This window comes from Saccharothrix sp. DSM 118769 (genome assembly GCF_052936295.1).
The window spans coordinates 8,572,557-8,597,932 of the sequence record NZ_CP193627.1; the positions used below are offsets into that span (position 1 = coordinate 8,572,557).

At 73.4% G+C, this 25,376-nt stretch carries 26 protein-coding genes; 8 read left to right on the plus strand and 18 right to left on the minus strand.

All coding sequences use genetic code 11. The features are described 5' to 3' along the window. Window positions 1-64 precede the first annotated feature (64 nt). Together meaB and ACRAKJ_RS36420 are read right to left on the minus strand one after the other, a co-directional pair. A complete protein-coding gene (meaB, locus tag ACRAKJ_RS36415) occupies window positions 65-1,030 on the minus strand; it encodes a methylmalonyl Co-A mutase-associated GTPase MeaB (RefSeq protein WP_438924828.1) in 966 nt (321 codons plus the stop codon). Continuing rightward, window positions 1,030-2,217, minus strand: coding sequence for an acetyl-CoA C-acyltransferase (locus ACRAKJ_RS36420; RefSeq protein ID WP_438924829.1), 1,188 nt, complete (start codon window positions 2,215-2,217; stop codon window positions 1,030-1,032). Before ACRAKJ_RS36420 ends, meaB begins: the two co-directional genes overlap by 1 nt. Window positions 2,218-2,341: 124 nt before the next feature. Between ACRAKJ_RS36420 and mce the strand changes: the two genes are divergently transcribed. The 3 genes from mce to ACRAKJ_RS36435 all read left to right on the plus strand — a co-directional run bounded on the left by mce (window position 2,342) and on the right by ACRAKJ_RS36435 (window position 5,756). Next, the gene (mce, locus tag ACRAKJ_RS36425; protein ID WP_438924830.1) at window positions 2,342-2,785 is read left to right on the plus strand and encodes a methylmalonyl-CoA epimerase; all 444 of its coding nucleotides are present in this window, start codon (window positions 2,342-2,344) and stop codon (window positions 2,783-2,785) included. 337 nt (window positions 2,786-3,122) lie between these two features. Continuing rightward, window positions 3,123-4,436 (plus strand): crotonyl-CoA carboxylase/reductase, encoded by a 1,314-nt coding sequence (gene ccrA, locus ACRAKJ_RS36430; protein ID WP_438924833.1) that lies wholly within the window; start codon window positions 3,123-3,125, stop codon window positions 4,434-4,436. Window positions 4,437-4,505: 69 nt separating this feature from the next. Beyond that, window positions 4,506-5,756 carry a chromosome segregation protein gene (locus ACRAKJ_RS36435; protein WP_447008808.1) on the plus strand — a complete coding sequence of 417 codons (1,251 nt, stop codon included), beginning with the start codon at window positions 4,506-4,508 and terminating at the stop codon, window positions 5,754-5,756. 72 nt (window positions 5,757-5,828) lie between these two features. Here the strand turns inward: ACRAKJ_RS36435 and ACRAKJ_RS36440 are convergent, their stop codons facing one another. Then, window positions 5,829-6,539 (minus strand): alpha/beta fold hydrolase, encoded by a 711-nt coding sequence (locus tag ACRAKJ_RS36440; protein ID WP_438926049.1) that lies wholly within the window; start codon window positions 6,537-6,539, stop codon window positions 5,829-5,831. Between the two features lie 38 nt (window positions 6,540-6,577). On the opposite strand from ACRAKJ_RS36440, the gene ACRAKJ_RS36445 reads away from it, so the two are divergent. Then, a complete protein-coding gene (locus ACRAKJ_RS36445; RefSeq protein ID WP_438926050.1) occupies window positions 6,578-7,108 on the plus strand; it encodes a GNAT family N-acetyltransferase in 531 nt (176 codons plus the stop codon). Here the strand turns inward: ACRAKJ_RS36445 and ACRAKJ_RS36450 are convergent. After that, window positions 7,084-7,839 (minus strand): alpha/beta hydrolase, encoded by a 756-nt coding sequence (locus ACRAKJ_RS36450; RefSeq protein ID WP_438926051.1) that lies wholly within the window; start codon window positions 7,837-7,839, stop codon window positions 7,084-7,086. The genes ACRAKJ_RS36445 and ACRAKJ_RS36450 overlap by 25 nt on opposite strands. 145 nt (window positions 7,840-7,984) lie before the next feature. Further along, window positions 7,985-8,278: a hypothetical protein gene (locus tag ACRAKJ_RS36455; RefSeq protein WP_438926052.1), complete on the minus strand. Its 294-nt coding sequence runs from the start codon at window positions 8,276-8,278 to the stop codon at window positions 7,985-7,987. A 215-nt stretch (window positions 8,279-8,493) separates the two neighbouring features. Between ACRAKJ_RS36455 and ACRAKJ_RS36460 the strand changes: the two genes are divergently transcribed. Next, on the plus strand, window positions 8,494-8,703 hold the full coding sequence (locus ACRAKJ_RS36460) for an FmdB family zinc ribbon protein (RefSeq protein ID WP_438926053.1): 210 nt from the start codon (window positions 8,494-8,496) through the stop codon (window positions 8,701-8,703). Between the two features lie 18 nt (window positions 8,704-8,721). On the opposite strand, the gene ACRAKJ_RS36465 is transcribed toward ACRAKJ_RS36460, so the two are convergent. The 5 genes from ACRAKJ_RS36465 to dhaK form a co-directional block, all read right to left on the minus strand. Then, window positions 8,722-9,315, minus strand: coding sequence for a DUF3558 family protein (locus ACRAKJ_RS36465; RefSeq protein ID WP_438926054.1), 594 nt, complete (start codon window positions 9,313-9,315; stop codon window positions 8,722-8,724). Window positions 9,316-9,353: 38 nt separating this feature from the next. After that, window positions 9,354-11,132, minus strand: coding sequence for a 3-hydroxybutyryl-CoA dehydrogenase (locus tag ACRAKJ_RS36470; RefSeq protein ID WP_438926055.1), 1,779 nt, complete (start codon window positions 11,130-11,132; stop codon window positions 9,354-9,356). A gap of 135 nt (window positions 11,133-11,267) precedes the next feature. Then, complete coding sequence (dhaM, locus tag ACRAKJ_RS36475) at window positions 11,268-11,927, minus strand: dihydroxyacetone kinase phosphoryl donor subunit DhaM (protein WP_438926056.1); 660 nt, start codon at window positions 11,925-11,927, stop codon at window positions 11,268-11,270. An 82-nt stretch (window positions 11,928-12,009) separates the two neighbouring features. Continuing rightward, the gene (dhaL, locus tag ACRAKJ_RS36480) at window positions 12,010-12,642 is read right to left on the minus strand and encodes a dihydroxyacetone kinase subunit DhaL (protein WP_438926057.1); all 633 of its coding nucleotides are present in this window, start codon (window positions 12,640-12,642) and stop codon (window positions 12,010-12,012) included. After that, entirely contained in the window at window positions 12,642-13,643 is a 1,002-nt protein-coding gene (gene dhaK, locus ACRAKJ_RS36485; RefSeq protein ID WP_438926066.1) for a dihydroxyacetone kinase subunit DhaK, read from the minus strand. The genes dhaL and dhaK overlap by 1 nt, the downstream gene beginning before the upstream one ends. A 158-nt stretch (window positions 13,644-13,801) precedes the next feature. On the opposite strand from dhaK, the gene ACRAKJ_RS36490 reads away from it, so the two are divergent. Beyond that, entirely contained in the window at window positions 13,802-14,239 is a 438-nt protein-coding gene (locus ACRAKJ_RS36490) for a VOC family protein (protein ID WP_438926058.1), read from the plus strand. A gap of 13 nt (window positions 14,240-14,252) precedes the next feature. On the opposite strand, the gene ACRAKJ_RS36495 is transcribed toward ACRAKJ_RS36490, so the two are convergent. The 5 genes from ACRAKJ_RS36495 to nucS form a co-directional block, all read right to left on the minus strand. After that, entirely contained in the window at window positions 14,253-15,758 is a 1,506-nt protein-coding gene (locus ACRAKJ_RS36495) for an aldehyde dehydrogenase family protein (protein WP_438926059.1), read from the minus strand. 72 nt (window positions 15,759-15,830) lie between these two features. After that, the gene (locus ACRAKJ_RS36500) at window positions 15,831-16,838 is read right to left on the minus strand and encodes a hypothetical protein (RefSeq protein ID WP_438926060.1); all 1,008 of its coding nucleotides are present in this window, start codon (window positions 16,836-16,838) and stop codon (window positions 15,831-15,833) included. A gap of 197 nt (window positions 16,839-17,035) precedes the next feature. After that, window positions 17,036-17,308, minus strand: a complete 273-nt coding sequence (locus ACRAKJ_RS36505) for a hypothetical protein (RefSeq protein WP_438926061.1) — start codon at window positions 17,306-17,308, stop codon at window positions 17,036-17,038. 11 nt (window positions 17,309-17,319) lie between these two features. Further along, a complete protein-coding gene (locus ACRAKJ_RS36510; protein ID WP_438926062.1) occupies window positions 17,320-19,005 on the minus strand; it encodes a sodium:solute symporter family protein in 1,686 nt (561 codons plus the stop codon). A 382-nt stretch (window positions 19,006-19,387) separates the two neighbouring features. Further along, on the minus strand, window positions 19,388-20,047 hold the full coding sequence (gene nucS, locus ACRAKJ_RS36515) for an endonuclease NucS (RefSeq protein WP_438926063.1): 660 nt from the start codon (window positions 20,045-20,047) through the stop codon (window positions 19,388-19,390). Between the two features lie 199 nt (window positions 20,048-20,246). Here nucS and ACRAKJ_RS36520 point away from each other — a divergent pair, with 199 nt between their 5' ends. Then, window positions 20,247-20,783, plus strand: coding sequence for an NUDIX domain-containing protein (locus ACRAKJ_RS36520; protein ID WP_438926064.1), 537 nt, complete (start codon window positions 20,247-20,249; stop codon window positions 20,781-20,783). A gap of 170 nt (window positions 20,784-20,953) precedes the next feature. On the opposite strand, the gene ACRAKJ_RS36525 is transcribed toward ACRAKJ_RS36520, so the two are convergent. Next, window positions 20,954-21,727, minus strand: a complete 774-nt coding sequence (locus ACRAKJ_RS36525) for an enoyl-CoA hydratase-related protein (protein WP_447008809.1) — start codon at window positions 21,725-21,727, stop codon at window positions 20,954-20,956. A gap of 82 nt (window positions 21,728-21,809) precedes the next feature. Then, window positions 21,810-22,757, minus strand: coding sequence for a helix-turn-helix domain-containing protein (locus ACRAKJ_RS36530; RefSeq protein WP_438923103.1), 948 nt, complete (start codon window positions 22,755-22,757; stop codon window positions 21,810-21,812). Between the two features lie 72 nt (window positions 22,758-22,829). Between ACRAKJ_RS36530 and ACRAKJ_RS36535 the strand changes: the two genes are divergently transcribed. Next, on the plus strand, window positions 22,830-23,360 hold the full coding sequence (locus ACRAKJ_RS36535; protein WP_438923104.1) for an isochorismatase family protein: 531 nt from the start codon (window positions 22,830-22,832) through the stop codon (window positions 23,358-23,360). Here ACRAKJ_RS36535 and ACRAKJ_RS36540 read toward each other — a convergent pair. After that, window positions 23,357-25,354 (minus strand): protein meaA, encoded by a 1,998-nt coding sequence (locus tag ACRAKJ_RS36540; protein ID WP_438923105.1) that lies wholly within the window; start codon window positions 25,352-25,354, stop codon window positions 23,357-23,359. The two genes, ACRAKJ_RS36535 and ACRAKJ_RS36540, sit on opposite strands and share 4 nt — an antisense overlap. Window positions 25,355-25,376: the final 22 nt, after the last annotated feature.

A 25,376-nucleotide genomic window follows, 5' to 3' on the forward strand; every position in this document is an offset into this window, starting at 1 on the left:
TAGGAATGAGCGCATGACACGGCGGTCACGAGCGCATGACTCGCGGGACAGGTGCACGGCGGCGTCAGGCGCCGACGCCCTCGACGAGCCGGTCGGCGGCGGCGTACGGGTCCAGCTCACCCGCGACGACCCTCTTGGCCAGGGTCTCCAGGGCGGCACCGCCGCGCAGCCCGCCGAACCGCGACCGCAGCCGCTCGACGGCGATGGCCTCGATCTCCCCCGCCGCACGCGCGGCACGCCGCCGCTCCAGCTCACCGCGCTCGACCAGCCACGCGCGGTGGGCCTCGATCGCGTCCACGACGTCGTGCACGCCCTCGCCGCGCGCCGCGACGGTCTTCACCACCGGGGGCCGCCACAGGCCGCCCTCCCGGTCCCGCCGCCCCAGCGAGATCACGTGCTTGAGGTCGCGGGCGGTCTGGTCGGCGCCGTCGCGGTCGGCCTTGTTCACCACGAACACGTCGGCGATCTCCAGGATGCCCGCCTTCGCCGCCTGGACGCCGTCCCCCATGCCGGGCGCGAGCAGCACGACGGCGGTGTCGGCCAGCGACACCACCTCGACCTCGGACTGCCCGACGCCGACGGTCTCCACGAGCACCACGTCGCACCCGGCCGCGTCGAGCACGCGCAGCGCCTGCGGCGTGGCCCAGGACAACCCGCCGAGGTGGCCGCGCGTGGCCATGGACCGGATGAACACGCCGGGGTCGGTGGCGTGCTCCCCCATCCGCACCCGGTCGCCGAGCAGCGCGCCGCCGGAGAACGGCGACGACGGGTCGACGGCCAGCACCCCGACCCGGTCGCCGCGCTCCCGGTACGCCTTGACCAGCGCGGACGTGGACGTGGACTTGCCGACGCCGGGCGCGCCGGTCAGCCCGACGACCCGCGCGTTCCCGCAGTGGGGCGCCAGTGCCGCGGCCACGTCGCGCAGCCGCGGCCCGGCCTCCTCCACCAGCGAGATGAGCCGGGCGACCGCGCGCGGTTGTCCCTCGCGCGCGCGGTCGACCAGCTCGGCCACGTCGACGGCGCGGGCCACTAGACCTTGGGGACGCGCACGATCAGCGCGTCGCCCTGACCTCCGCCGCCGCACAGCGCCGCCGCGCCCACGCCACCGCCGCGGCGCTTGAGCTCCAGCGCGAGGTGCAGGGCGATGCGCGCGCCCGACATGCCGATCGGGTGGCCCAGCGCGATCGCGCCGCCGTTGACGTTGACCTTCTCCTCGGGCAGGCCGAGCTCGCGCGTGGAGACGATGCCGACCGCGGCGAACGCCTCGTTGATCTCGACCAGGTCGAGGTCGGCCGGGTCGATGCCCTCCTTGGCGCACGCGGCCTTGATCGCGTTCGAGGGCTGCTGGTGCAGGCTCGCGTCGGGGCCCGCGACCACGCCGTGCGCGCCGATCTCGGCCAGCCAGGTCAGGCCCAGCTCCTCGGCCTTGGCCTTGCTCATCACGACCACGGCCGCCGCGCCGTCGGAGATCTGCGACGCCGAGCCCGCGGTGATGGTGCCGTCGGGGGCGAACGCCGGGCGCAGCTTGGCCAGGGTCTCCGCGGTGGTGTCGGCGCGCACGCCCTCGTCGGTGGCGAACTCGACCGGGTCGCCCTTGCGCTGCGGGATGAGGACGGGGGCGATCTCCTCGTCGAACACGCCGTTCTTCGACGCCTCGGCGGCGAGCCGGTGCGAGCGGGCCGAGAAGGCGTCCTGCTCCTCGCGGGTCAGGCCGTGGCGGGCGTTGAACTTCTCCGTGGACATGCCCATCGCCACCTGGTCGAACGCGCAGAACAGGCCGTCGTGGGACATGTGGTCGAGCATCGTGACGTCGCCGAACTTGAACCCGCCGCGCGACTTCTGGAGCAGGTGCGGCGCCTGCGTCATGGACTCCTGGCCACCGGCCACCACGATGTCGAACTCACCCGCGCGGATCAGCTGGTCGGCGAGCGCGATGGCGTCGATGCCGGACAGGCACACCTTGTTGACGGTGAGCGCCGGCACGGTCATCGGGATGCCCGCGTTCACCGCGGCCTGGCGGGCGGGGATCTGGCCGGCGCCGGCGGTCAGCACCTGGCCCATGATCACGTACTCCACCTGTTCGGGTGAAACTCCCGCGCGCTCCAGCGCCGCCTTGATCGCGACGCCGCCGAGCTGGGCGCCGGAGAAGTCCTTCAACGATCCGAGCAGTCGCCCCATCGGGGTTCGGGCCCCGGCGACGATGACGGAACCGGACACAGCAGCCTCCACAGCGGGTGTAAGCGGTTGTTAACACGCCACGATACCCACGGTTACTTAGGAGTAGCCTTGTGAGACGTCGCACAGCGGGACCTGCACCGATTCGGGAGTTATGTTCGCCGGCATGGAAGAACTACGCGGCTTCGTCACCGCCATCGACCACGTGGGCATCGCCGTCCCCGACCTCGACGACGCGATCGCGTTCCACCGGGAGCACTTCGGCCTGGAGGTCGTGCACGAGGAGGTCAACGAGGAGCAGGGCGTGCGCGAGGCCATGCTGCGCGCCCCCGGCGACGACGGGAGCGGCACGGCCGTGCAGCTGCTCGCGCCGCTGAGCCCGGACTCGACGATCGCGAAGTTCATCGGTCGCGCGGGCCCCGGCCTCCAGCAACTGGCCCTCCGGGTGTCCGATGTGGACGCCACGGCCGACGCGCTGCGCGACAAGGGGCTGCGCCTGCTGTACGAGGGCGCCCGCCGCGGCACGTCGGACAGCCGGGTCAACTTCGTGCACCCCAAGGACGCGGGCGGCGTGCTGGTCGAGCTGGTCGAACCCGCCGCCGGCCGCTGAACCGCTGCCGCTGAACCGCCGGTACCGCCGCCGCACCTGACGACCACGCCCCACCCGACGAGCGCGCCCTTCGACGACGCGCCGGACGAGCGCGCCCTCCGGCGACCCTTCGGGTGTCCGCCCGCCCGGCGACCCGCACCCCCGCCCTCTCCGGGCACCCCCGATGCTCCGCCCGGTCGGCCACCGGGTCAAGGGCGACCGTTCGGGGGAAAGGGCAGTGCGGTGGCTCACAGCTGTGTCTTCTGAATCGGTTACCCGTGGGTAACCTCCGGCAACCTGCGTGGACCTCTTGAGCGCCACGACATCTCCGAACACCCCCGACCTGGGAGGGAACGCCGTGCAGAAGATCCTCGACGCGATCCTGGCCGACGAAGTGGACGCGATCGGATCGCTCGACGTACCGGAGACCTACCGGGGCGTGACGGTGCACGCCGACGAGGTGGGCATGTTCGAGGGCCTCGCCACCAAGGACAAGGACCCGCGCGAGTCGCTGCACGTCGACGAGGTGCGCACCCCCGAGCTGGGTCCGGGCGAGGCGCTGGTGGCCGTGATGGCCAGCGCGATCAACTACAACACCGTGTGGACCTCGATCTTCGAGCCGGTGTCGACGTTCTCGTTCCTGAAGAAGTACGGCGGCCGGCACGATCAGCCGTTCCACGTCGTCGGCTCCGACCTGGCGGGCGTCGTGCTGCGCACCGGGCCGGGCGTCAACGCCTGGAAGCCCGGTGACCGGGTGGTCGCGCACTGCCTCGACGTGCAGCTGGAGCACCCGGACGGCCACGGCGACACCATGCTCGACCCGGAGCAGCGCATCTGGGGCTTCGAGACGAACTACGGCGGCCTCGCGGAGATCGCCCTGGTCAAGGCCAACCAGCTGATGCCGATGCCCGCCCACCTCACGTGGGAGGAGGCGGCGTCGCCCGGCCTGGTGAACTCCACCGCCTACCGGCAGCTCGTGTCGACGAACGGCGCGAACATGAAGCAGGGCGACACCGTCCTGATCTGGGGCGCCTCCGGCGGCCTCGGCTCCTACGCCACGCAGTTCGCGCTCAACGGCGGGGCGACGCCGGTGTGCGTCGTGTCGTCCCCGGAGAAGGCCGAGATCTGCCGCCGCATGGGCGCCGAGCTGATCATCGACCGCAGCGCCGAGGGCTACCGGTTCTGGAAGGACGAGCACGAGCAGGACCCGCGCGAGTGGAAGCGGTTCGGCGCGCGGATCCGCGAGCTGACCGGCGGTGACGACCCCGACATCGTGTTCGAGCACCCGGGCCGGGAAACGTTCGGCGCGTCCGTCTACGTCGCCAAGCGCGGTGGCACCATCGTGACCTGCGCCTCCACCAGCGGCTTCATGCACCAGTACGACAACCGCTACCTGTGGATGCACCTCAAGCGGATCATCGGCTCGCACTTCGCGAACTACCGCGAGGCGTGGGAGGCCAACCGGTTGGTCGCCAAGGGGAAGATCCACCCGACACTGTCCAAGGTGTACTCGTTGGAGGACACCGGGCAGGCCGCGCACGACGTCCACCGCAACGCCCACCAGGGCAAGGTCGGCGTGCTGGCGCTGGCCCCCGAGGAGGGCCTGGGCGTCCGCGACCACGAGCTGCGGGCGCGCCACCTGTCCGGGATCAACCGTTTCCGGGGCGTCTAAAGCGAAATCACCCCCGGTGTGCGGCGCTCGGGTGACCGCCGCGCACCGGGAGCGGGTAGCGTGCACGCCATGGGCCTCGCCGACGACCGTGACCTTGTCCCCCTGGGCTCCGGCTTCGACATCGTCAAGCGCGGGTACGACCGTGCCCAGGTCGAGGACCACCTGGAACGACTCGACTCCGACCTGCGCCTGCTCGCGGCCGACCGCGACGCGGCGGTGTCGCAGACCAACGACCTCGCCCGCCAGTTGGAGGCGGCCCGTTCGGAGGTCGGCGAACTGCGCGGCCAGGTGGAGCGGCTGTCGCTGCCGCCGACCACGCTGGAGGGCCTGAGCGAGCGGTTGCAGCGGATGCTGCGCCTCGCCCAGGACGAGGCCAACGAGATCAAGGCGCGCGCCGAGGCCGAGGGCGGGCACATCCGCGCCAAGTCGGAGGCCGACGCGGCGGCGCTGCGCGCCCGGTACGAGAAGCTGATCGCCGACCAGGAGCGGCGGCGCACCGAGATGGAGGCCGAGCACCGGGGCGTCCTGGAGAAGGCCCGCGCCGAGGCCGAGAAGATCGTGGGCGAGGCGCGCGAGGCGGCGGCCAAGCTCGACGCGGAGTCGCTCCAGCGCCGCACCACGGTCGAGGAGGACTTCGAGATCGCGATGGCCGCGCGCCGGGTCGAGTCGATGAAGACCCTGGCCGAGACCGAGGCCGCGTCGAAGGGCGAGGCCGACCGGCGGGTGCGCGAGGCCGCCGAGGAGGCCGCCCGCGTGCGCGCCCAGGTCGCGCAGGAGCAGGCGGCGTCGACCGCCGAGGCGCAGCGGCTGGTGCGGGAGGCCACCGAGGAGGCCAACCGCCGCCGCCACGACTCGATCAGCGAGGCGACCGCGCGCGTCCAGGAGGCCACCGACGAGGCCAACCGCCGCGTCCGGGAGGCCACCGAGGAGTCGAACCGCCGCGTCACCCAGGCCGCGCAGAAGGTCGAGGCGCTCCGCCAGCTGCGCAACCGGCTGTCGCAGCAGCTGCACTCGGTCCGCACCGCCCTGCACGACGTGACGCCGCTGCTGGACCCGCTGGAGGAGGAGAAGCCGCAGGCAGCGGCCCCCGCCCCGGCACAGCCGCCCGCGCCGGCCACCGCCGCCGCGCCCGCCGCCCCGGTGGCCCCGTCCCCGGCCGGCCCGTCCCCGGTGCCCGCCGCCGCCGAGGAGTCGAAGCCCGAGCCCGTCGCGGCCGGTGGCGCGTCACCGGCCCCCGCGCCCGGCGCGAAGCCCGCACCGGACGGCCCGACCCAGAAGATCGCCCGGCCGAACCCGAAGGCGCAGGCGGGCAAGCGCTAGCCGTGCCCCGGCCGGTCCCGGTGGTCGCCACCGGGACCGGCCGCACGGCTCAGGTCGTTCCCGCGGGGCTCGTCACAGGTCCACGCGCTGCCGCCAGGCCACCACCGCCGCCGCGAACGCCGCCGGGTCCTCCACCGGCGACAGGTGGCCCACGCCGGGCAGCTCCACCAGCTCCGCCCGCCGCAGCACCGCCGCCATCTCCCGGGCCGACTCGGGCGGCGTGAGCCGGTCGTGCTCCCCGACCAGCACCAACGCCGGCACGTCGACGTCCGCGAGCAGCCGCGTCGAGTCCGGTCGCGCGGCCATCGCCCGCTGCGCCCACACCACCTCGGCCGGGTCACGGCCCAGGACCGCTTCACGCAGGCGGTCGACCACGGCGTCGTCCGGCTCGGGCCCGAGCAGCCCGGGGAGCACCGCGTCCGGCACCCAGCCGACGCCCTCGGCCTCCACCCGCGCGGCCATCGCCAGCCGGTTCGCCCTGGCCTCGTCGGTGTCCGCGCCGGACCGCGTGTCGGCCAGCACGAGCCCGGCGACCCGCTCGGGCGCGCGCCGCAGCAGGGCCATCGCCACGTAGCCGCCCATGGAGCAGCCGCCGACCACGGCGCGCTCGACGCCCAGCCGGTCCAGCTCGGCCAGCACGTCCTCCGCGATGACCACCAGATCGGGTGAACGATCACCGCCGCGCTGGTCGATCGTGACGGGTTTCAGCTGGTCACGCACCCCGTCCCACATCCGCGAGTCGAGCGGGAACGCGTGCAGCAGCACCAAGGGCAAGGAATCCACACCCCGGATTGTCGGTCCCCGTCGATAGCGTCGCGACCATGACCTCGAACCCGGACCCGATCCGCACCGACCGCCTCCTGCTCAGGCGCGTCGGGCCGGGCGACGTGCGCTCCGCGATCACCGTGCTGTCCGATCCGGGGACGAACCGCTTCAACCCACCCGGCCCGCCGTCCGCCGAGCAGGCGGCGGCGATGCTGGTGGAGTGGCAGGCCCACTGGGCGCGCGACGGCATCGGGTACTGGGCGGTGGAGCTGCCGGAGACCGGGGAGGTCATCGGCTTCGGCGGGCTGCGCCACCACGAGCTGGACGGGGAACCGGCGCTCAACCTGTTCTACCGGTTCCGCCCCCGGCACTGGGGCCGGGGCTACGCCCCCGAGATGGCGCGCGCGGCCGTCGAGTGGGCCGCCCTGGCCCGGCCGGACCGTCCGGTGGTGATCATTACCGACCCCGACAACACGCCCTCCCAGCGCGTCGCGGAGAAGCTGGGCTTCGCGCACGTGGGCGACAGCAGGACCGTCGAGGGGCCGGTGCTGGTCTGGCGGCGTCAGGAGGTCACGATGGCCACCTGACGCCGCTCGTGAGGGCCGGACCAGGTGCGCGGCAACGGCGTGGGCACCTCGGGCACGGCCGCGGCGACGATCGCGTCGAGCACCTCGTCGGACTGCCCGACCATGAGGTGCCCGGCCCCGGGGAAGTCGATCACGTCCGCGGTCGGGATGCCCGCGCCGAACCGCCGCCTGGCCGGTTCCGGGGGCAGGAAGGTGTCGTGCTCGGGCACGAGGCACACCACCGGCTTGCCCGAGCGCGACCACACGCGCAGGTGCTCCTCCTCGCTCCACCGCAGGGGCGGGGAGATCAGCACCGCGCCCTGGACGCGCGGGTCGCACCCGTGCATCAGGGCGAGGTCGGTGCCGAACGACCAGCCGACCAGCCAGACGGCGGACAGGTCGCGCTCGGCCGTGAACGCCAGTGCGGCGGCGACGTCCAGCCGCTCGCCCACGGCGTGGTCGAACGCGCCCTCGCTGCGCCCGGCCTCACTGGCCGTCCCGCGCGTGTTGAACCGCAGCACCGCGAGGTCGGCCAGGGCGGGCAGCCGCCACGCGGCCTTGCGCAGCAGGTGGGAGTCCATCATCCCGCCGTGCGTCGGCAGGGGGTGCAGCAGCACCAGCGTGGCCCGGGGTTCGCGTGCGGCGGGCAGGGACAGCTCGCCGACCAGCGACAACCCGTCCTCGGTCCGCAGCACCACCGCCTCGCGCCGCGCGGGCAGCACGGTGCTGCCCGTGATGGGCACCTCGCTCACGCCTGCTCCCTCCCGCTCCACGGTCCGCCCTCCGATCCGCCACCATCCACGCCGCAGCCCGATCCCGCAGCTCCGAGCCCGCAGCCCGCAGCCCGAGCGGGGTCCGCACGCGGCGGGTCAGACACGCCCTTCCGCGAGAGCGCTCTCACCACCGACGCGCCGTGGGTCCCCGACGCCCTCGTGCCGTCCAGCAGCCCTGGTGCCAGTGCCGCCGGTCCTCGATCGAGCCGTGGTCGGCGGCCGGCCAGGCGACGACGTGCGGGGTGCCGGGCCGGATCTCGTGGTCGCAGCCGGGGCAGCGGTAGGTCTTGGTGGTCGCGGCGCCCGGGACGGACCGGACCACCCACTCGCCGTCCGGTCCGCTCTCCGCGCGCGCCCACCCGTGGCCACCGACGGGTGACGGTTGCTGGGGGCGCTGCGGGCGGTTGCGGCGGGGCACGAGGGACCAGGTTATCCGCCCGCCGGACGCCGATCGCCCACGGTTCGCGGTTCGCGGTCTGCGGTCTGTGGTCTGCGGTTCGCGGTCTGTGGTCTGCGGGATGAGCGCGTGGCCGGGCGGTGGTCGCGTCGCCATCGGTGATCCGCAGGGCTGCTGTCCGCCGTCGGGGTGCCCTCGCTGGTGCCGCCGCCGGGTCGGCGGGGAGAATGGGCGACGTGCCCACCTACGAGTTCCGCTGCAAGGCGTGCGGGTCCACCTTCGACGTGAAGCGCTCGATGAGCGACTCCGACGCGCCCGCGCCGTGCCCGCACGGCCACGACGACACCGTGAAGCTGCTGTCCGTGGTGGGGCTGGCCGGCAAGGCCGCCACCCCCGCCGGTGGTGGTGGCGGCGGGGGCTGCTGCGGCGGCGGTTGCTGCGGCTGACCGGGGCCGGGGCCCGGCTCAGCCGGCGGGCTCCTTCTCCAGCAGCACCTCGGCGACCTTCCTGCCCTGGTCGCAGATGCCGCCGAAGCGGGCGGTGCCGTCGATCACGATGATGCCGATGCCGCCGCCCGCGTAGTCCATCACCAGCACGCACGACGGCTGGACGGTGGTGTCCGTGGTCCGGTCGAAGTAGGTGACCTTGCGGTCGCCGACCTCGAACTCGCCGTTGCTCTGCTCCAGCGTGATGGTCTTGCCCTCGCGGAAGCGGAGCGTGACGCCGACGTCGAGCGAGCCGACGGACGTCTGCCACTTGCACGACTGGTCGAACGTCGTGTCGTAGCCGGTCTCGGTCGGCTCGGCGTTCTTGTCCTCGACCTCGTAGGGCAGGTCCTTCCAGCTGATCAGCGCGCAGATGTCACCGACCTGGCCCGCGTCGGGGTCGGACGTGGACGACGGGTCGTCCTCGTCCGTCGGTGTGGGCTCCGACCCCGAGGTGAAGGGCGGGTCGACGTCGAGCACCTGTTCCGCGACCGGGGTGCCGTTGACCGTGTACGCACAGGCGCCCGTCAGGCCGAGCACCGCCACCAGGAGCGAGATCACCACACGCCGCATGGTGCCCACGATGCCAAACGCCGGGACCGGACACGCACTCAGGCCGCGTAATCGCGAAAACCCTTCCCCGTCTTCCGGCCCAGGCGACCTGCCTTCACGAGGTGCTCCAGCAGCGGCGCGGGGGCGAACCCGGCCTCGCGGAACTCCAGGTAGAGGGTGCGCTCGATGGCGAGCGACACGTCCAGGCCGACCACGTCGAGCAGCGCGAACGGCCCCATGGGCAGGGAGCAGCCGACCTTCATGGCCTCGTCGATGTCGTCGGCGGAGGCGTAGTGGGCCTCCAGCATCTTCACCGCGTCGTTGAGGTACGGGAACAGCAGGGCGTTGACGATGAACCCGGCCCGGTCGCCGCAGTGCACCGGCACCTTGCCGAGGTCGAGGCACACGCGGCGGGCGGTGGCGACGACGTCGGCCGAGGTGGAGATGGTCTCCACGACCTCGACGAGCTTCATCACCTGCGCCGGGTTGAAGAAGTGCAGGCCGACGACGTCGCCGGGCCGCGAGGTGGCCGCCGCGCACTCGATGACCGGCAGGGACGACGTGGTGGTCGCGAGCACCGCGCCCGGCTTGCACACCTCGTCCAGCGCCGCGAACACGTCCTTCTTGACCGACAGCTCCTCGGCGACGGCCTCGACCACCAGGTCGCAGTCGGCGAGGTCGACGAACTCCACGACGGGCGTGACGCGGGCGAGCGCGGCGTCCCGGTCGGCCCCGGACAGCTTGCCGCGCGACACCGCCTTCTCCAGCGACTTGCGCACCGCCCCGACCGCCGCCGACGCCTTGTCCCGCGACCGCGCCCGCAGCACCACGTCGTACCCGCGCTTGGCGAACACCTCGACGATGCCGGTGGCCATGGTGCCGGTGCCGATCACGCCGACCCGCCGCACCTCGCGCGACGGCGTGGCGTCGGCGGTGGCGACGGGCGTGTGCACGTCCGGCACGACGACCGGCGAGTCCGGGCCGTCGTAGGTGTAGAAGCCGCGCCCGCTCTTGCGGCCCAGCAGGCCCGCGGTGATCATCTGCTTGAGCAGCGGCGCCGGGGCGTGCAGCCGGTTGCGCGACTGGTGGTACATCGTGTCCAGGATCTCGTAGGCGGTGTCCAGCCCGATCAGGTCGAGCAGCGCCAGCGGGCCCATGGGGTAGCCGCAGCCGTGCCGCATGGCCGCGTCGAGGTCCTCCCTCGTCGCGTAGCGGGACTCGTACATGCGCACGGCGTGGTTGAGGTAGCCGAACAGCAGCGCGTTGGCGATGAACCCGGCGCGGTCGCCGATCACGACCGGGGTCTTGCCCAGCGACTCGGCGAACGCGACGACGTCGGTCACCACGTCCGGCTCGGTGACGACGGTGCGCACCACCTCGACGAGCTTGAGCACCGGCGTGGGGTTGAAGAAGTGCAGGCCGACGACCTTGCCCGGCCGTCCGGTGTGGACACCGATCTCGGTGATCGACAGTGAGGACGTGTTGGACGCGAAGACCGCGTCGGGGCGGCAGATCCGGTCGAGCGCGGTGAACACCCCGGCCTTGAGCTCCATGCGCTCCGGCACGGCCTCGACGACGAGGTCGGCGTCCGCGAGGGCGTCCAGCGAGGTGGCGTACGAGATGCGGCCCAGCAGTTCGGCGCGCTCGTCCTCGGTGAGCTTGCCGCGCGCCACGGCGCGCCCGGTGGAGTGGTCCAGGTGGCCCCGGCCGCGGGCGAGGCCGTCCTCGTCCACGTCGACCGCGACGACGGTGAGCCCGGTGCGGGCGAGCACCTCGGCGATGCCCGCGCCCATGGTGCCCAGGCCGACGATCCCGACCGTGCTGAACTGGCGCGTCACTGCGTACCTCCCACTCACCGGAGTGGCTACCAGACGGTAACTTGTGGCCACTGTGCCACGGTCGTCACGCGTCGTTCGCGTGAGCTTCACCATCGGTATCGAGCAAGTGACCGGTTCAGCGGAAGGCCGGGGACCTCACCCCGCGAACCCCCTCGCGACCAGGTCCTCGACCCTGCGCACGGCCTCCGCCGCGTCCGGTCCGGACGCCTCGACCCGGACCTCCGCACCGCCCGGGATGCCCAGCCCCATCAACGCCAGCACGCTCTTGGCGTCGGCCTCGGCGGCGCCGAACCGCACCACCACCAGGGCGTCCAGCGCGGTGAGCGCCTGCACCAGCAGCGCCGCGGGCCGGGCGTGCATGCCCATCTCGTCGGTCAGCACGACCGAGGTCCGCACGACCTCGGCGCCGGCCGCGGCGGGGACGTCCTCGGGCACGAGGGCCGACGACGCGGCCGCCGCCACCTCCTCCAGCCCGGCGCCGCCCTGCGCCCGCACCGCCGCCGCCACCGCGCCCTCGACCAGCGGCGCGTCGACCACGAGCACGGTCACCCCGGCCTCCTCGGCGGCCATCTCGGCGACCATCCGCGCGCTGCCCAGGTCGAACAGCACGACGACGCCGTCACCGGAGTCCGCGCCCGCGACGGCCTCGGTGACCGCGACGAAGTCGGTCCCGAGCCCGCCCGCGCCGTCACCGCCGACCGCCGCGATGGTCACCGACGGGGCCATCTGCCCGGCCAGCTCGGCGACGCCCTCCGCCAAGCGCCGGCTGTGCGACACGACGACCAACCCGATCACGACGCCTCCAGGTTCGCGGCGCCGCCCACGCGGCGCGCGGAGCAGTCCACGGCCGTCACCGACGGCCCACCACCGGACGCGGTCACCGCGCGGCCCGCCCGGCGAGCGCGCGCAGGATCAACGCCGTCGAACGGGCGCCCGGGTCGAGGTGACCCGCGCTGCGTTCCCCCAGGTAGGAGGCCCGCCCCTTGCGCGCCACCAGCGGCGTGGTGGAGGTCGCGCCCTCCTCGGCCGCGTCCGCCGCCGCCGTCAGGACGGCCGCCGCGTCGCCACCGGACGCCGCCGTCGCCTCGGCGGCCACCACCGCCGGGGTCAGGGCGTCGACCATCGTCTTGTCGCCCACGGCCGCCTTGCCGCGCGCCACCACGCCCTCCAGCGCGGCCTGCACGGCCCGCGCCACCGCCGCCCCGTCGAGCGTCGCCACGTCGCCGACCGAGGTGGCCGCGCGCAGGAACGCCGTGCCGTACAGCGGGCCGGCGGCACCGCCGACGGTGGAGATCAACGTCGTCGCCACGAGCCGCAGCACGCCGCCGGGCGAGGAGGGCACCTCACCGTCCAACTTGGACACCAGCGCGGTGAAGCCGCGGGCCAGGTTCTCGCCGTGGTCGCCGTCGCCGATCTCGCGGTCGAGCCGGACCAGCTCCTCGCGGTGCTCCCGCACCACGGCCGCCACCGCCCGCAGCGCCCGCGCCACGTCCTCCGCCGCGCACGCCATCAGGCACCCCACCGCAGCGCCGGGGTGTGCACGGGCGCGTCCCACAGCTCGACCATCTCGTCGTCGAGCTTCAGCAGGGTCAGCGACACGCCCTGCATCTCCAGGCTGGTGACGTACGGGCCGACGAGCCGTCGTTCCACCGCGATCCCCCGTTCCGCGAGCAGCCGCTCCGCGATGCCGTGCGCCAGGTACAGCTCCATCAGCGGCGTCCCGCCCATCGAGTTGGTGAACAGCAGCACCCGGTCGCCGGCGCCGAACGGCAGGTCCTCCAGGACCGGGTCGAGCAGGGCGGGCACCAGGTCGTCGGCGGGACCCACCGGCACGCGGTGGCGCCCCGGCTCGCCGTGGATGCCGATGCCCAGCTCCATCTCGTCGTCGGCGAGGGTGAACGACGGCTCGCCCGCGTGCGGCACGGTGCACGCGGTCAGCGCGAGCCCCATCGAGCGGACGTTCGCCACGACCCGCCGCGCCAGCGCCTCGCAGCCGTCGAGGTCCGTCCCGCGCTCGGCGGCGGCCCCGACGAGCTTCTCCAGCAGCACGGTGCCGCCGACGCCGCGCCGCCCGGCCGTGTAGAGCGAGTCCTTGACCGCCACGTCGTCGTCGACCACGACCGTGCGCACGTCCACGCCGTCGGCCGCGGCCAGCTCGGCGGCGGTCTCGAAGTTCAGCACGTCACCGGTGTAGTTCTTGACCACGAGCAGCGCGCCCGCGCCGCCGTCGGTGCGCGCCACGGCCGCCGCGACCTGGTCGGGCGTGGGCGAGGTGAACACCGCGCCGGGGCACGCCGCGTCGAGCATCCCGCGCCCGACGAACCCGGCGTGCAGCGGCTCGTGCCCCGACCCGCCGCCGGACACCAGGGCGACCTTGCCCGGCACGGGCGCGTCGGCCCGCACGACCACCGCCGGGTCGTACGAGACGTCGAGCAGGTCCGCGTGCGCGAGGGCCATCCCGCGCAGCGCGTCCGCCACGACGGTCGCCGGATCGTTGATGATCTTCTTCACGGCGGTGACCTCCCGATCGACGCTGATCACCCATTCCTACCCCACTCCCCGCTCCGGGCGCCGACCGACGGCATCGAGGACGGTGACCGTCCGCTATTCGCGCGAGGATGGCGGCGTGACCCACCCGATCCACCCGATCCACCAGGAGGCGAGCTGACATGGCCCGCGACGTCCAGTTCACCTTCGACTGCGCCGACCCGGCCGCGCTCGCCGCGTTCTGGGCCGAGGCCCTCGGCTACCGGGTGCAGGACCCGCCCCCGGGCTTCGCGTCGTGGGACCAGGCCCTCGCGGCGATGGGCGTGCCTCCGGAGCGGCGCAACGACGCCTCGGCCGCGGTTGACCCGGACGGCTCCGGGCCGCGGCTGTACTTCCAGCGGGTGCCGGAGGGCAAGCCGGGCAAGAACCGCGCGCACCTCGACGTGCGGGCCGCGCCCGGGCTGCGCGGCGACGAGCGGATGGCGGCCCTGGAGGCGGAGGCCGAACGGCTCGTCGCCCTCGGCGCCACCCGCCTCTCGCGCCACGAACCCGCCCCGCCGCTCGGCGCCGGCCACCTCGTGCTGGCCGACCCCGAGGGCAACGAGTTCTGCCTGGACTGACGGTCCGGGCCGCTCAGCGGCCGTGCAGGAACCGGACCATCCGCAGCACGTGGCGGACGGTCCGGGAGCCGCGCTCGTAGGTCATGGGGTTGAGCAGCGCCGAGAACCGCTTGCGCGCCACGGAGTGCGCGAACGTGAACTCGCGCAGGCCGTCCTCGCCGTGGATGCGGCCGAACCCGGAGTCGCCGACCCCGCCGAACGGCAGCGCGCCCACCGACGCGTACGCGAGCACCGAGTTCACCGACACCATGCCGCAGCGCAGCCGGTCGGCCAGCTCCTCGCCGCGGTTGCGGGAGAACACCGACGCGCCGAGCCCGTACTGGTGGGCGTTGGCGCGGCGCACGGCCTCGTCGGCGTCGGCGACCCGGGTCACCACCAGGGTGGGGCCGAACGTCTCGTCGGTCGCGGCCTTCGCGTCGTCGGGCACGTCCACCAGCACGACGGGTTCCACGTACGGCGGCCGGATCGACTCCAGCCCGCCGACGACGGCCCGCGCGCCGCGCTCCAGGGCGTCGGCGACGTGCGACTGGATGACCTCGACCTGCTTGGGCATGGTGATCGGCCCGAAGTCCGCGTCGGGCTCGCCGCCGGGGCGCAGCTTCGCGGCCTTCGCGGTGACCAGGGCGACGAACTCGTCGTAGACGGCGTCCGCGACCAGCGCCACCTCGACGCCCGCGCACGTCTGGCCCGCGTTGAAGATCCCGCCCCACACGGCGGCCTCCGCGGCGGCCTTCACGTCCGCGTCCTCGGCCACGATCAGCGGGTCCTTGCCGCCGCACTCCAGCAGCACCGGCGTGAGGGTCGTCGCGCACGCGGCCATGACCTTCTTGCCGGTGGCCGTGGAGCCGGTGAACGCGATCTTGTCCACACCGGACGCGCACAGCGCCGCGCCGGTCTCGCCGAACCCGGTCACCGCCTGCAGCACCGGGTACTCGGGGACGACCTGGGCGAACGTGTCGGCGATGAACACCCCGACGCCGGGGGTGAACTCGGAGGGCTTGAACACCACGGCGTTGCCGGCGGCCAGCGCGTAGCCGATCGAGCCCACGGGCGTGAGCGCCGGGTAGTTCCACGGCCCGATGACGCCGACCACGCCGAGCGGCCGGTACTCCAGGCTGGCCGCGAAGTTGTACATGAGCAGGCCGGAGGGCACCTTGCGCTTGCCGAGCACCTTCGCCGCGTGCTTGCCCGCCCAGTGCAGGTGCTCGATGACCAGCGCCAGCTCGGTGCGGGCGTCGTCGGCGGACTTGCCGGTCTCCGCGCTGATCAGCTGCTGGAACTCGTCGAGGCGCTTGACCAGGAGCTTCCGCCACGCGTCGAGCCGGGCGCGGCGGCCGTCGAAGCCGAGGCCGGCCCAGAACACCGCCGCGTCGCGGGCGGCCCGCACGGCCTCGCGCACGTCGGCCTCGGAGGCGATGGGGTGGTGCGCGACGACCTCGCCGGTGCGCGGGTCCAGGGAGGCGAACCGCTTCTGCTCGTCGTCGGCCCGCGCGCTGGTGGTCGGAGCGAGCTGCGTCATCGGGCCCTCCAGGGTGGTGCGCGGGGTGTTACCGAACAGTAACGGGTAACTGGCCGTGATGTCAGCCCCCGTTCAGCCCTTCGGGATCTTGACCAGCAGGGTCTTGGCGAAGGCGACAGCGGTGGCGCAGCGGTCGAACTCCGCGTCCTCCGGGCCGGCCGACTTCACCTCGACGACCTCGCCCTCGTCGTCGCCCGTCTCCCGCTGCACCCACTTCACCTCGCACGAGGGGAACGCCGTGGAGCTGGACTTCTGGTACCCCTTGACGCCGCCGCCCAGGTCGACCTCGGTCTGCCCCTCGTCGAACTCGCGGTCGGCGGGGACGTAGGTCTGCCGGAAGTCCACCGTCAGCTCGGGGCCGTCGCCGACCCACGCGCAGTTGTGCAGCCCGTACGGGTACACGCGGTGACCGGTGCCCACGGCCGCCTCCACCGCGGCGGCGTCCGGCAGCGCGCACGGGTCGAGCGTGATCAGCGACCCCTTGGCGGGCGTGATGACGCCCTCGCGGTCCCGGACCTGCGCCACCACGGACTCGGCCACGGTGCGCCCCGGCGCGCACGCGTCGCCGTCCTTGTAGCCGATCTGCACGGTGATGCCCAGGCCCGGCTTCTCCTGGGTGATCACCGAGACGAAGCACGCGCTGTTGTCCAGCGTCTGCTCGAAGCTGCGCAGGCCGGCGAGCTGCTTGTCGGCGTTCTTGACCTCGGAGGTCATCGTCTGCCCCAGCTCGACGGTGACCGCGAGGTCCTTGCCCGCCTTGTCGGTCATGAAGTTCGAGCACCGGCTGTAGCCGCTGCGCGACCGGTCGCCGGGCGTGCCCAGGCCCTTGAGCACGTCCTCGTCGAGCAGCTCGCACGGGTCGGTGAGCCGCAGCCTGTCCGGCGCGAAGGCCGCGTCGACCGGCTGGCCCTGGCCGGTGGGCGACGCCTGGCTGGTACCGGTCGGGTCGGCGACGTTCTCCGCGTTCGCCGGGATGGTCGTACGGGGGAACCGCTGCTTCGCCAGGTCCGTCCCGGCGCAGCCGGCGACCAGGACGACCGCGCTGAGGACCGCGCTCAGGACGACGACGGGACGCTTCACGAGGTGCACGGTAGCGACCGGTTCCCCCATTCGTGGCGGGAACCCTGTGTTCGGCCTCACGGGAGCCTTCGGGAACGATTCAGAGAGCCGGGGCGCTGACCCTGGTGCGACCAACGAAAGGAGCACCGAATGCGCCACCGCGTCCGACGCGCCCTCCGCCGGTTCGACACCTGGACGGTCGAGGCGTTCAACCCGCTCTACCCCCGGCGCTGAGCCCCCTCGGCCGAGCCCTCGCCCGCGGGCTCGTCCGGCACGACGACGGGCCGCAGGGTCGCCCAGGCGGCGAAGAGCGCCGCCACGACGACCATGCCGACACCCGACCACAGGTTGATGTTGAGCCCGTCCGCCTTGGCGAGGTCGGACTCGTCGGTGAAGCCGAGTCCGACCACCACCAGGACCACTCCGTAGATCGCGAAGAGCACCGCGATCACCAGCCGGAGGTCGAAGAGACCTGCCTTGTGCGCCGCCATGACGACCTCCCTCAGGCGAAGACGATGTTGAGCACGACGGTGATGACCAGGACGCCCGCGCCGAGCACGGCGGGCGAGCGGTACCAGCCCGCGTCCTCACCGGTGGTCGAGTGCTTGCGGTCCTCCTTGGGCGTCAGGCTGTAGACCAGCCCGCGCAACCGCTCCTCCGGCACCGGCCGGGTGAACAGCGTGACCGCGACGCTGACCGCGATGTCCACCACGAACGCGACGCCCGCGCCCAGGAAGCTCGCGCCCTGGCCCGGCAGGTCGAGCACGCCGGTCTCGGCGAGCACGAAGACCGCCACCGCGGCGAGCGTGCCCGCGACCAGGCCCGACCAGCCCGCCGCCGCCGACATCCGCTTCCAGAACATGCCCAGGATGAACGTCGCGAACAGCGGCGCGTTGAAGAACGAGAACAGCGCCTGGATGTAGTCCATGATGTTGCCGTAGCCGGCGGCCAGGAACGCCGTGCCGATGGCGATGACCGTGCCGCCGATCGTGGCCAGGCGGCCGATGCGCAGGTAGTACTCGTCGGGCCGGTCCTTCTTGACGTAGTCCTGCCACAGGTCGTACGTGAAGACCGTGTTGAAGCTGGACACGTTCGCCGCGACACCGGCCATGAACGACGCCAGCAGACCCGTGATCGCGATGCCGAGCATGCCGTTGGGCAGCAGCTCCTCGATCAGCGCGGGCAGCGCGTTGTTGTAGGCGATGCCGCCGCCGTCGCCGCCCGCCTTGAGCTCCGCCAGCTCCGGCACGACCAGCGCGGCGATGATGCCCGGGATGATGATGACGAACGGGATGAGCACCTTGGGGTACGCGCCGATGATGGGCGTGCGCCGGGCCGCGGACATGGACTTCGCGGACAGCGCGCGCTGCACCTCGGCGAAGTTCGTCGTCCAGTAGCCGAACGACAGCACGAAGCCCAGGCCGAACACGATGCCGATGACGCTGAGCACCGGGTTCTCGATGCCGGTCAGCTCGGTGGCGGGCCACGACGACAGGTTCTCCGGACCGCCGGGGCCGGCGGTGACCTTCTCGACCAGGCCGTCCCAGCCGCCGACCTTGTGCAGGCCCACGATGGTGAGCGGCAGCAGCGCGGCGACGATGACGAAGAACTGGAGGACCTCGTTGTAGATCGCCGCGGACAGGCCGCCGAGGGTGGTGTAGGCGAGGACGATCAGCGCGGCGGCGACCACCGAGAACGGGATCGGCCAGCCGAGCAGCAGGTTCAGCAGGAACGCCAGCGCGTAGAGGTTTACGCCGGCGATCAGCACCTGGGCCGCGGCGAAGCTGAGCGCGTTGACCAGGTGGGCGCCCTTGCCGAAGCGGCGGCGGAGGAACTCGGGGACGCTGCGGACCTTCGAGCCGTAGTAGAAGGGCATCATCACGATGCCCAGGAACACCATGGCCGGGATCGCGCCGATCCAGTAGTAGTGCATCGTGGCCATGCCGTACTGCGCGCCGTTGGCCGCCATGCCGAGCAGCTCGATCGCGCCGAGGTTGGCCGAGATGAACGCCAGGCCCGTCACCCACGCGGGGAGCGACCGGCCGGAGAGCAGGAAGTCCAGGCTCGACGACACCGACCTGCGGGCCAGGAAGCCGATGCCGAGCACGAACACGAAGTAGACCGCCAACAGCGTGTAGTCCAGCGGTCCGGCGTCAAGCCGCAGGTCCGCCTGCGCGAGCACGGGCACCCTCGCCCACCTCCCCGATCCAACAACCTCAAACATCAACGAACACTACTCCACAGCGATCACGCTGACCGTAGTGCACTTGGCCGCGGTTCGCCGGTTTGAACTACCCAGGTCTAAACCTCCGGGTGCACGAGGGTGCACGACCCGGAAGAACGGGACATATCGCCCGGTGGGAGCTGTCGCATGAGGACGAACGGCGTGTCCGCGCACGCCGTGGGCGCGCACACCGCCATGAGCGCCGGGGCGGGGGGCAGCACGGGCGGGGCGGGTCTTCGTCGTCGCACGCTCGTTCCCCGGGCGCTCGAACGGGGACGTCGGCGCGGGTCGCGGGCAACGCCTCGCCACGCGCCCCAACGGGGCGCCGGGGACCGCCGAACGCGGGTCAGAACAGGCGGAACTCGTCGGATTCGATGCCGCGGAGCGCGTCGTAGTCCAGGACCACGCAGCGGATGCCGCGGTCCTCGGCGAGGGTGCGCGCCTGGGGCTTGATCTGCTGCGCCGCGAACACGCCGCGGACCGGGGCGAGGAGCGGGTCGCGGTTGAGGAGTTCGAGGTAGCGGGTGAGCTGTTCGACGCCGTCGATCTCGCCGCGGCGCTTGATCTCGACCGCCACGGACGTGCCGGTGGCGTCGCGGCACATCAGGTCGACCGGGCCGATCGGCGTGGGGAACTCGCGGCGGACCAGGGTCCAGCCCTCGCCGAGGGTGGTGACGTGCTCGGCCAGCAGCTTCTGGAGGTCCGACTCGACGCCGTCCTTCACCAGGCCCGGCTCGGGGCCCAGCTCGTGCTTCGAGTCGTGCAGGACCTCGGCCAGGGTGATGATCAGCTTCTCCCCCGCCTTGTTCTGCACCACCCACATGTCCGGGTCCTCGATGAGCCAGCACGGCGGGCTCATCCAGTTCAGCGGCTTGTACGCGCGGTCGTCGGAGTGGATCGACACGGACCCGTCCGCCTTGATCAGCAGCAGCCTCTGGGCCATCGGCAGATGGGCGGTGAGGCGTCCGACGTAGTCGACCTGGCAGCGAGCGATGACGAGGCGCACGGCCGACAGGCTACGGGGTGCGTGCGCCGGGGCACCGACAGGTACCGTCGCCCGACGTGTCCCCGCCGCGCCCCCGTGCCGCGGGCGCCCGCCCGGGTCGGCGGGCGCGGGCGGCGGTCGGGCGGGTGGTGTACTTCGCCCGCGGGCGTCGTCGTTCGCGCTCGGGACAGGCACAGGCAGAGGCACAGGGAGAGTGATCGTGGAGACCCTCGGATCGCGTGAGGTGTACGCGAACCAGTGGATGGTGGTCCGGGAGGACGCGATCGGGCGCGCCGACGGGACGACCGGGATCTACGGCGTGGTGGACAAACCCGACTTCGCGTTGGTGATCCCCATGGACGGCGAACGGCTCCGGCTGGTCGAGCAGTACCGGTACCCGCTGGGGATGCGGCGCTGGGAGTTCCCGCAGGGCACGGCGCCGGAGCGCGCCGACCTCGACCCGCTGGAGCTGGCCGCGCGCGAGCTGCGCGAGGAGACGGGGCTGCGCGCGGGCCGGCTGGTGCAGCTGGGGCTGCTGGACGTGGCGCCGGGCATGTCGAGCCAGCGCGGGCGGGTGTTCCTGGCGACCGAGCTGGTCGAGGGCTTCCACGAGCGGGAGCACGAGGAGCAGGACATGCGCTCGGCGTGGTTCCCGCGCGCGGAGTTCGAGGCGATGGTCGCGCGCGGCGAGATCACCGACGCGCAGTCGATCGCCGCCTACACCCTGCTCCTGCTGCACGAGCACGCCCAGCCGTGAGCACCCCCGGCGACGGCGACGGGGCAACGGCGACGGCGCGGGTCACGAGGTCGCGGAGCTGACGTCGGCCGGGCTGCCGGCGAACGCCGACGTGCTCACCGACGTGCGCTGGACGGCGCGTCGGTGGGCTTCGTCAAGCCGCTGTCGCGGGCGGCGGCCGGCGGCCGGGGTCAGTCGGTCCACACCGCCGGGCGCTTCTCCAGGAACGACGACATGCCCTCCTTCGCCGCCGGCGTCTGGGACGCGGCCGCCATGACCTCCACGGCGATCGCGTACGCGTCGGCCTCGGGGCGGTCGAGCTGGGCGTAGATCGTCTGCTTGCCGAGCGCCTTGCTCGACCGGCTGCCGCGGGTGGCGCGGCGCACCAGGTCGTCCACGGCCTCGTCCAGCCCGTCGGCGGGCACGACCCGGTTGACCAGGCCCCACTGCTCGGCGGTGCGCGCGTCGACCGGGTCGCCGGTGAGCGCCAGCTCCATCAGCCGCTTGCGGCCGATCGCGCGGGCCACCGGCACGGCCGGGGTGTGGCAGAACCAGCCGCCCTTGCCGCCGGGCAGGGCGAAGGCCGCGTCCTCGGACGCCACGGCCAGGTCGCAGGAGGCCACCAGCTGGCAGCCGGCCGCGGTGGCCAGGCCGTGCACGCGGGCGACCACGACCTGCGGCACCGACTCGATGGTGCGCATGAGGTCCGTGCACAGCGTCAGCAGCTCGCGCACGCCCTCCAGGTCGCGGGACGACACGTCGGCGAAGTCGTGCCCGGCGCAGAACACCGGCCCCTCGCCCGCGAGCACCACGCCCACCGCGTCCGACGCGGCGACGTCGCGGAACGCGGTCAGCAGCTCCACCAGGTGCTCGCCGGACAACGAGTTGCGCCGCGCGGCGCGGTCCATGGTGATGCGCACGACGTCACCCGTGCGCTCGACGCGGACGTGCTGGTACTCGGCCATGCTGCGACCGTATCCGGCCGAGCAACCCGTGTCCGGTCACGACCCTGCACGGTCACGCCCCTGCACGGTCACCGCAGCAAGGTCACGACGCGGGGCGGACGCGGAACGTGCGGCGGTAGGCGTCCGGGGTGACGCCCAGCTCGCCACGCAGGCGGCGGCGCAGGTTGGCCGGCGTGCCCAGGCCGGAGCGCTCGGCCACCCGCTGCACGGTCAGGTCGGTGGTCTCCAGCAGGCGCCGCGCCAGCCGGACGCGCTGCACCTGGAGCCAGCGGCCCGGTGTGCTGCCGGTGGCGGCGAGGAACGCGCGGTGGAAGGTGCGCTCGCTCATGCCCGCGTGCGCGGCCAGGTCGGCCACGCCGACCGGGGTGGCCAGGCGGTCCACCGCCCAGTCGACGGTGGCCGCGACGCCGGCGCGGGAGGGCCGGGCGGGCAGCGGCGGCTCGACGTACTGGCGCTGGCCGCCCTCCCGGCTCGGCGGCATGACGAGGCGGCGGGCCAGGCCGGCGGCGACGTCCGCGCCGTGCGCGCGGCGCACGAGGTGCAGGCACAGGTCGAGGCCGCCGACGACGCCCGCCGACGTGAACACGCCGTCCTCGGTGTAGAGCACGTCCCGCAGCACGCGGGCGCGGGGCGCGGCCCGGGCCAGGTCGTCCAGCAGCCGCCAGTGGGTGGTCGCCGCACGGCCGTCCAGCAGCCCCGCCGCGGCGAGCGTGAACGCGCCGGAGCACAGCGCGGCGACCGCGCCGCCGAACGACCGGAGCGCGCGGACGGCCGCCGGCGGGACCGGGGCGGACGAGTCGGCGCGGCCGGGCACGACGACGAGGTCGCAGCCGGCCAGGCCGGACAGGCCGTGCGTCGCGGGCAGGGCGCCGAGCGGCGACAGGGGCGTGGCGGCCCGGCCGGGCGCGCACAGCCTCAGCTCGAACGGCCCGATCCCGGTGTCCGAGCGGTCCACGCCCCACACCTCGCCGGCCACGGCGACGTCGAAGGACCGGCTGCCCGGCAGCAGGAGGACACCGACCACGCGCATGGCAGGAAAGTACCCCGGCGCGCCGGTTCCGCCACTCACGTCGGCGGGCGGCCGGGCGGCAGTCTCGGTGCCATGACGACCAGCGCCCTCGTGGTGATCGACGTGCAACGCGGCTTCGACGACCCCGTCTGGGGCAAGCGCGACAACCCCGCGGCCGAGGCCAACACCGCCCGGCTCCTGGCCGCCTGGACCGGCCCGCTGGTGCTGGTGCGGCACGACTCGACCGAGGCCGGCTCCCCGCTGCGGCCCGGCCGGGACGGCAACCGGTTCAAGCCCGAGCTGGACGGCGCCGTGCCCGACCTGGTGTTCGCCAAGACCGTGAACTCCGCGTTCCACGGCGAGGTGGACCTGCACGCGTGGCTGCGCGGGCGCGGCGTCACGGACCTCGTGCTCGTGGGCATCCAGACGAACATGTGCGTCGAGACGACGGCCCGGGTCGGCGGCAACCTCGGCTACCGGGTCCGGGTGGCGCTGGACGCCACGTTCACGTTCGACCTGGGGGGCCTGAGCGCCGAGGAGCTGTCCCGCGCGACCGCCGCGAACCTGAGCGGGGGCGGGTTCGCGGAGATCGTGACCACCGACGAGGTGCTGGCCGGGCTCTAGAGCCCGTTGACCTCTCGGACGACGGTGACGATCTCGTCCATGATCCCCGTCAGCTCGTAGTCCTTGGGCGTGAACACGCGCGCCACGCCGCGGTCGCGGAGCTTCGCGGCGTCGTCGGGCGGCACGATGCCGCCGACGACGACCGGCACGTCGCCCGCGCCCGCGGCGCGCAGGCCGTCGACCACGGCGGGCACGACCTCCAGGTGCGAGCCGGACAGCACCGACAGGCCCACCACGTGCACGTCCTCCTGCACGGCGGCGGCCACGATCTGCGCCGGGGTGAGCCGGATGCCCTGGTAGACGACCTCGAAGCCGACGTCGCGGGCGCGCACGGCGACCTGCTCGGCGCCGTTGGAGTGCCCGTCGAGACCGGGCTTGCCGACCAGGATGCGCAGCCGCTCGCCCAGCTCCTCGCCGGTGGCCCGGACGCGGTCGCGCACGCGGGCGATCTCCGCGCCCGCCTCGCCGGAGGCGGACGCGGAGGCGGCGGACACGCCCGTGGGCGCGCGGTACTCGCCGAACACCTCGCGCAGCGCGGACGCCCACTCGCCGGTGGTGACCCCGGCCTTGGCGCACGCGATCGTGGCCCCGACGAGGTTCGCGTCGGTCTTCGCGGTGGCGCGGAGGTCGTCCAGGGTGGACTTCACCAGGGCGTCGTCGCGGCCGGCCCGCCAGGCCCGGACCGCCTCGACGGCCTGCCGCTCTACGACCGGGTCGATCTGCTCGATCGCGTTCGCGCCCTCGGCCTGGAGGGGGGACGGCTCGGTGGTGGCGAACTTGTTCACGCCCACCACGACGTCCTCACCGGACTCGACGCGGCGGCGGCGCTCGGCCAGCGAGGAGACCAGCGCGGACTTCATGTAGCCGGACTCGACGGCCGCGACCGCGCCGCCCATCGCCTGCACGCGGTCGATCTCGGCGCGGGCGGCCTCGACGATCTCGGCGACCTTGGCCTCGACGACGCGCGAACCGTCGAAGACGTCCTCGTACTCCAGCAGGTCGGTCTCGTACGCGAGGACCTGCTGCATGCGCAGCGCCCACTGCTGGTCCCAGGGCCGGGGCAGGCCGAGGGCCTCGTTCCACGCGGGCAGCTGGATCGCGCGGGCGCGGGCGTCGCGGGACAGCGAGACGGCCAGCATCTCCAGCACGATCCGCTGCACGTTGTTCTCCGGCTGCGCCTCGGTGAGGCCGAGGGAGTTCACCTGCACGCCGTAGCGGAAGCGGCGGTGCTTGGGGTCCTCGATGCCGTACCGGTCCCGGGTGATCTCGTCCCACAGCCGGACGAACGCCCGCATCTTGCACATCTCCTCGATGAAGCGGACGCCCGCGTTCACGAAGAACGAGATGCGCGCGACGACCTCGCCGCGCCGCTCCTCCGGCACCTGGCCGGAGTCGAAGACCGAGTCCAGGACGGCGATGGCGGTGGAGAGCGCGTAGGCGATCTCCTGCGCCGGGGTCGCACCGACCTCCTGGAGGTGGTACGAGCAGATGTTGATCGGGTTCCACCTCGGCACGTTCGCCACGGTCCACGCGACCACGTCGGTGGTCAGGCGCAGGCTCGGGCCGGGCGGGAACACGTACGTGCCGCGGGACAGGTACTCCTTGATGATGTCGTTCTGCGTGGTGCCCGCGAGGGTCGCCGGGTCGGCGCCCTCCTCCTCCGCGACGGAGGCGTAGAGCGCGAGCAGCCACATGGCGGTCGCGTTGATCGTCATCGAGGTGTTGGCCTCGCCGAGCGGGATGCCGTCGAACAGCTGCCGCATGTCGCCGATGTGGCTGATCGGCACGCCGACCTTGCCGACCTCGCCCCGGGCCAGCTCGTCGTCCGGGTCGTAGCCGGTCTGCGTCGGCAGGTCGAAGGCCACCGACAGGCCGGTCTGCCCCTTGGCCAGGTTGCGGCGGTAGAGCGCGTTGGAGGCGGCGGCGCTGGAGTGGCCCGCGTAGGTCCGCATCACCCACGGGCGGTCCCGCTCACGATCGGCCGGGTACGGCACGGCAGCCTCCTCGAACGGCGTC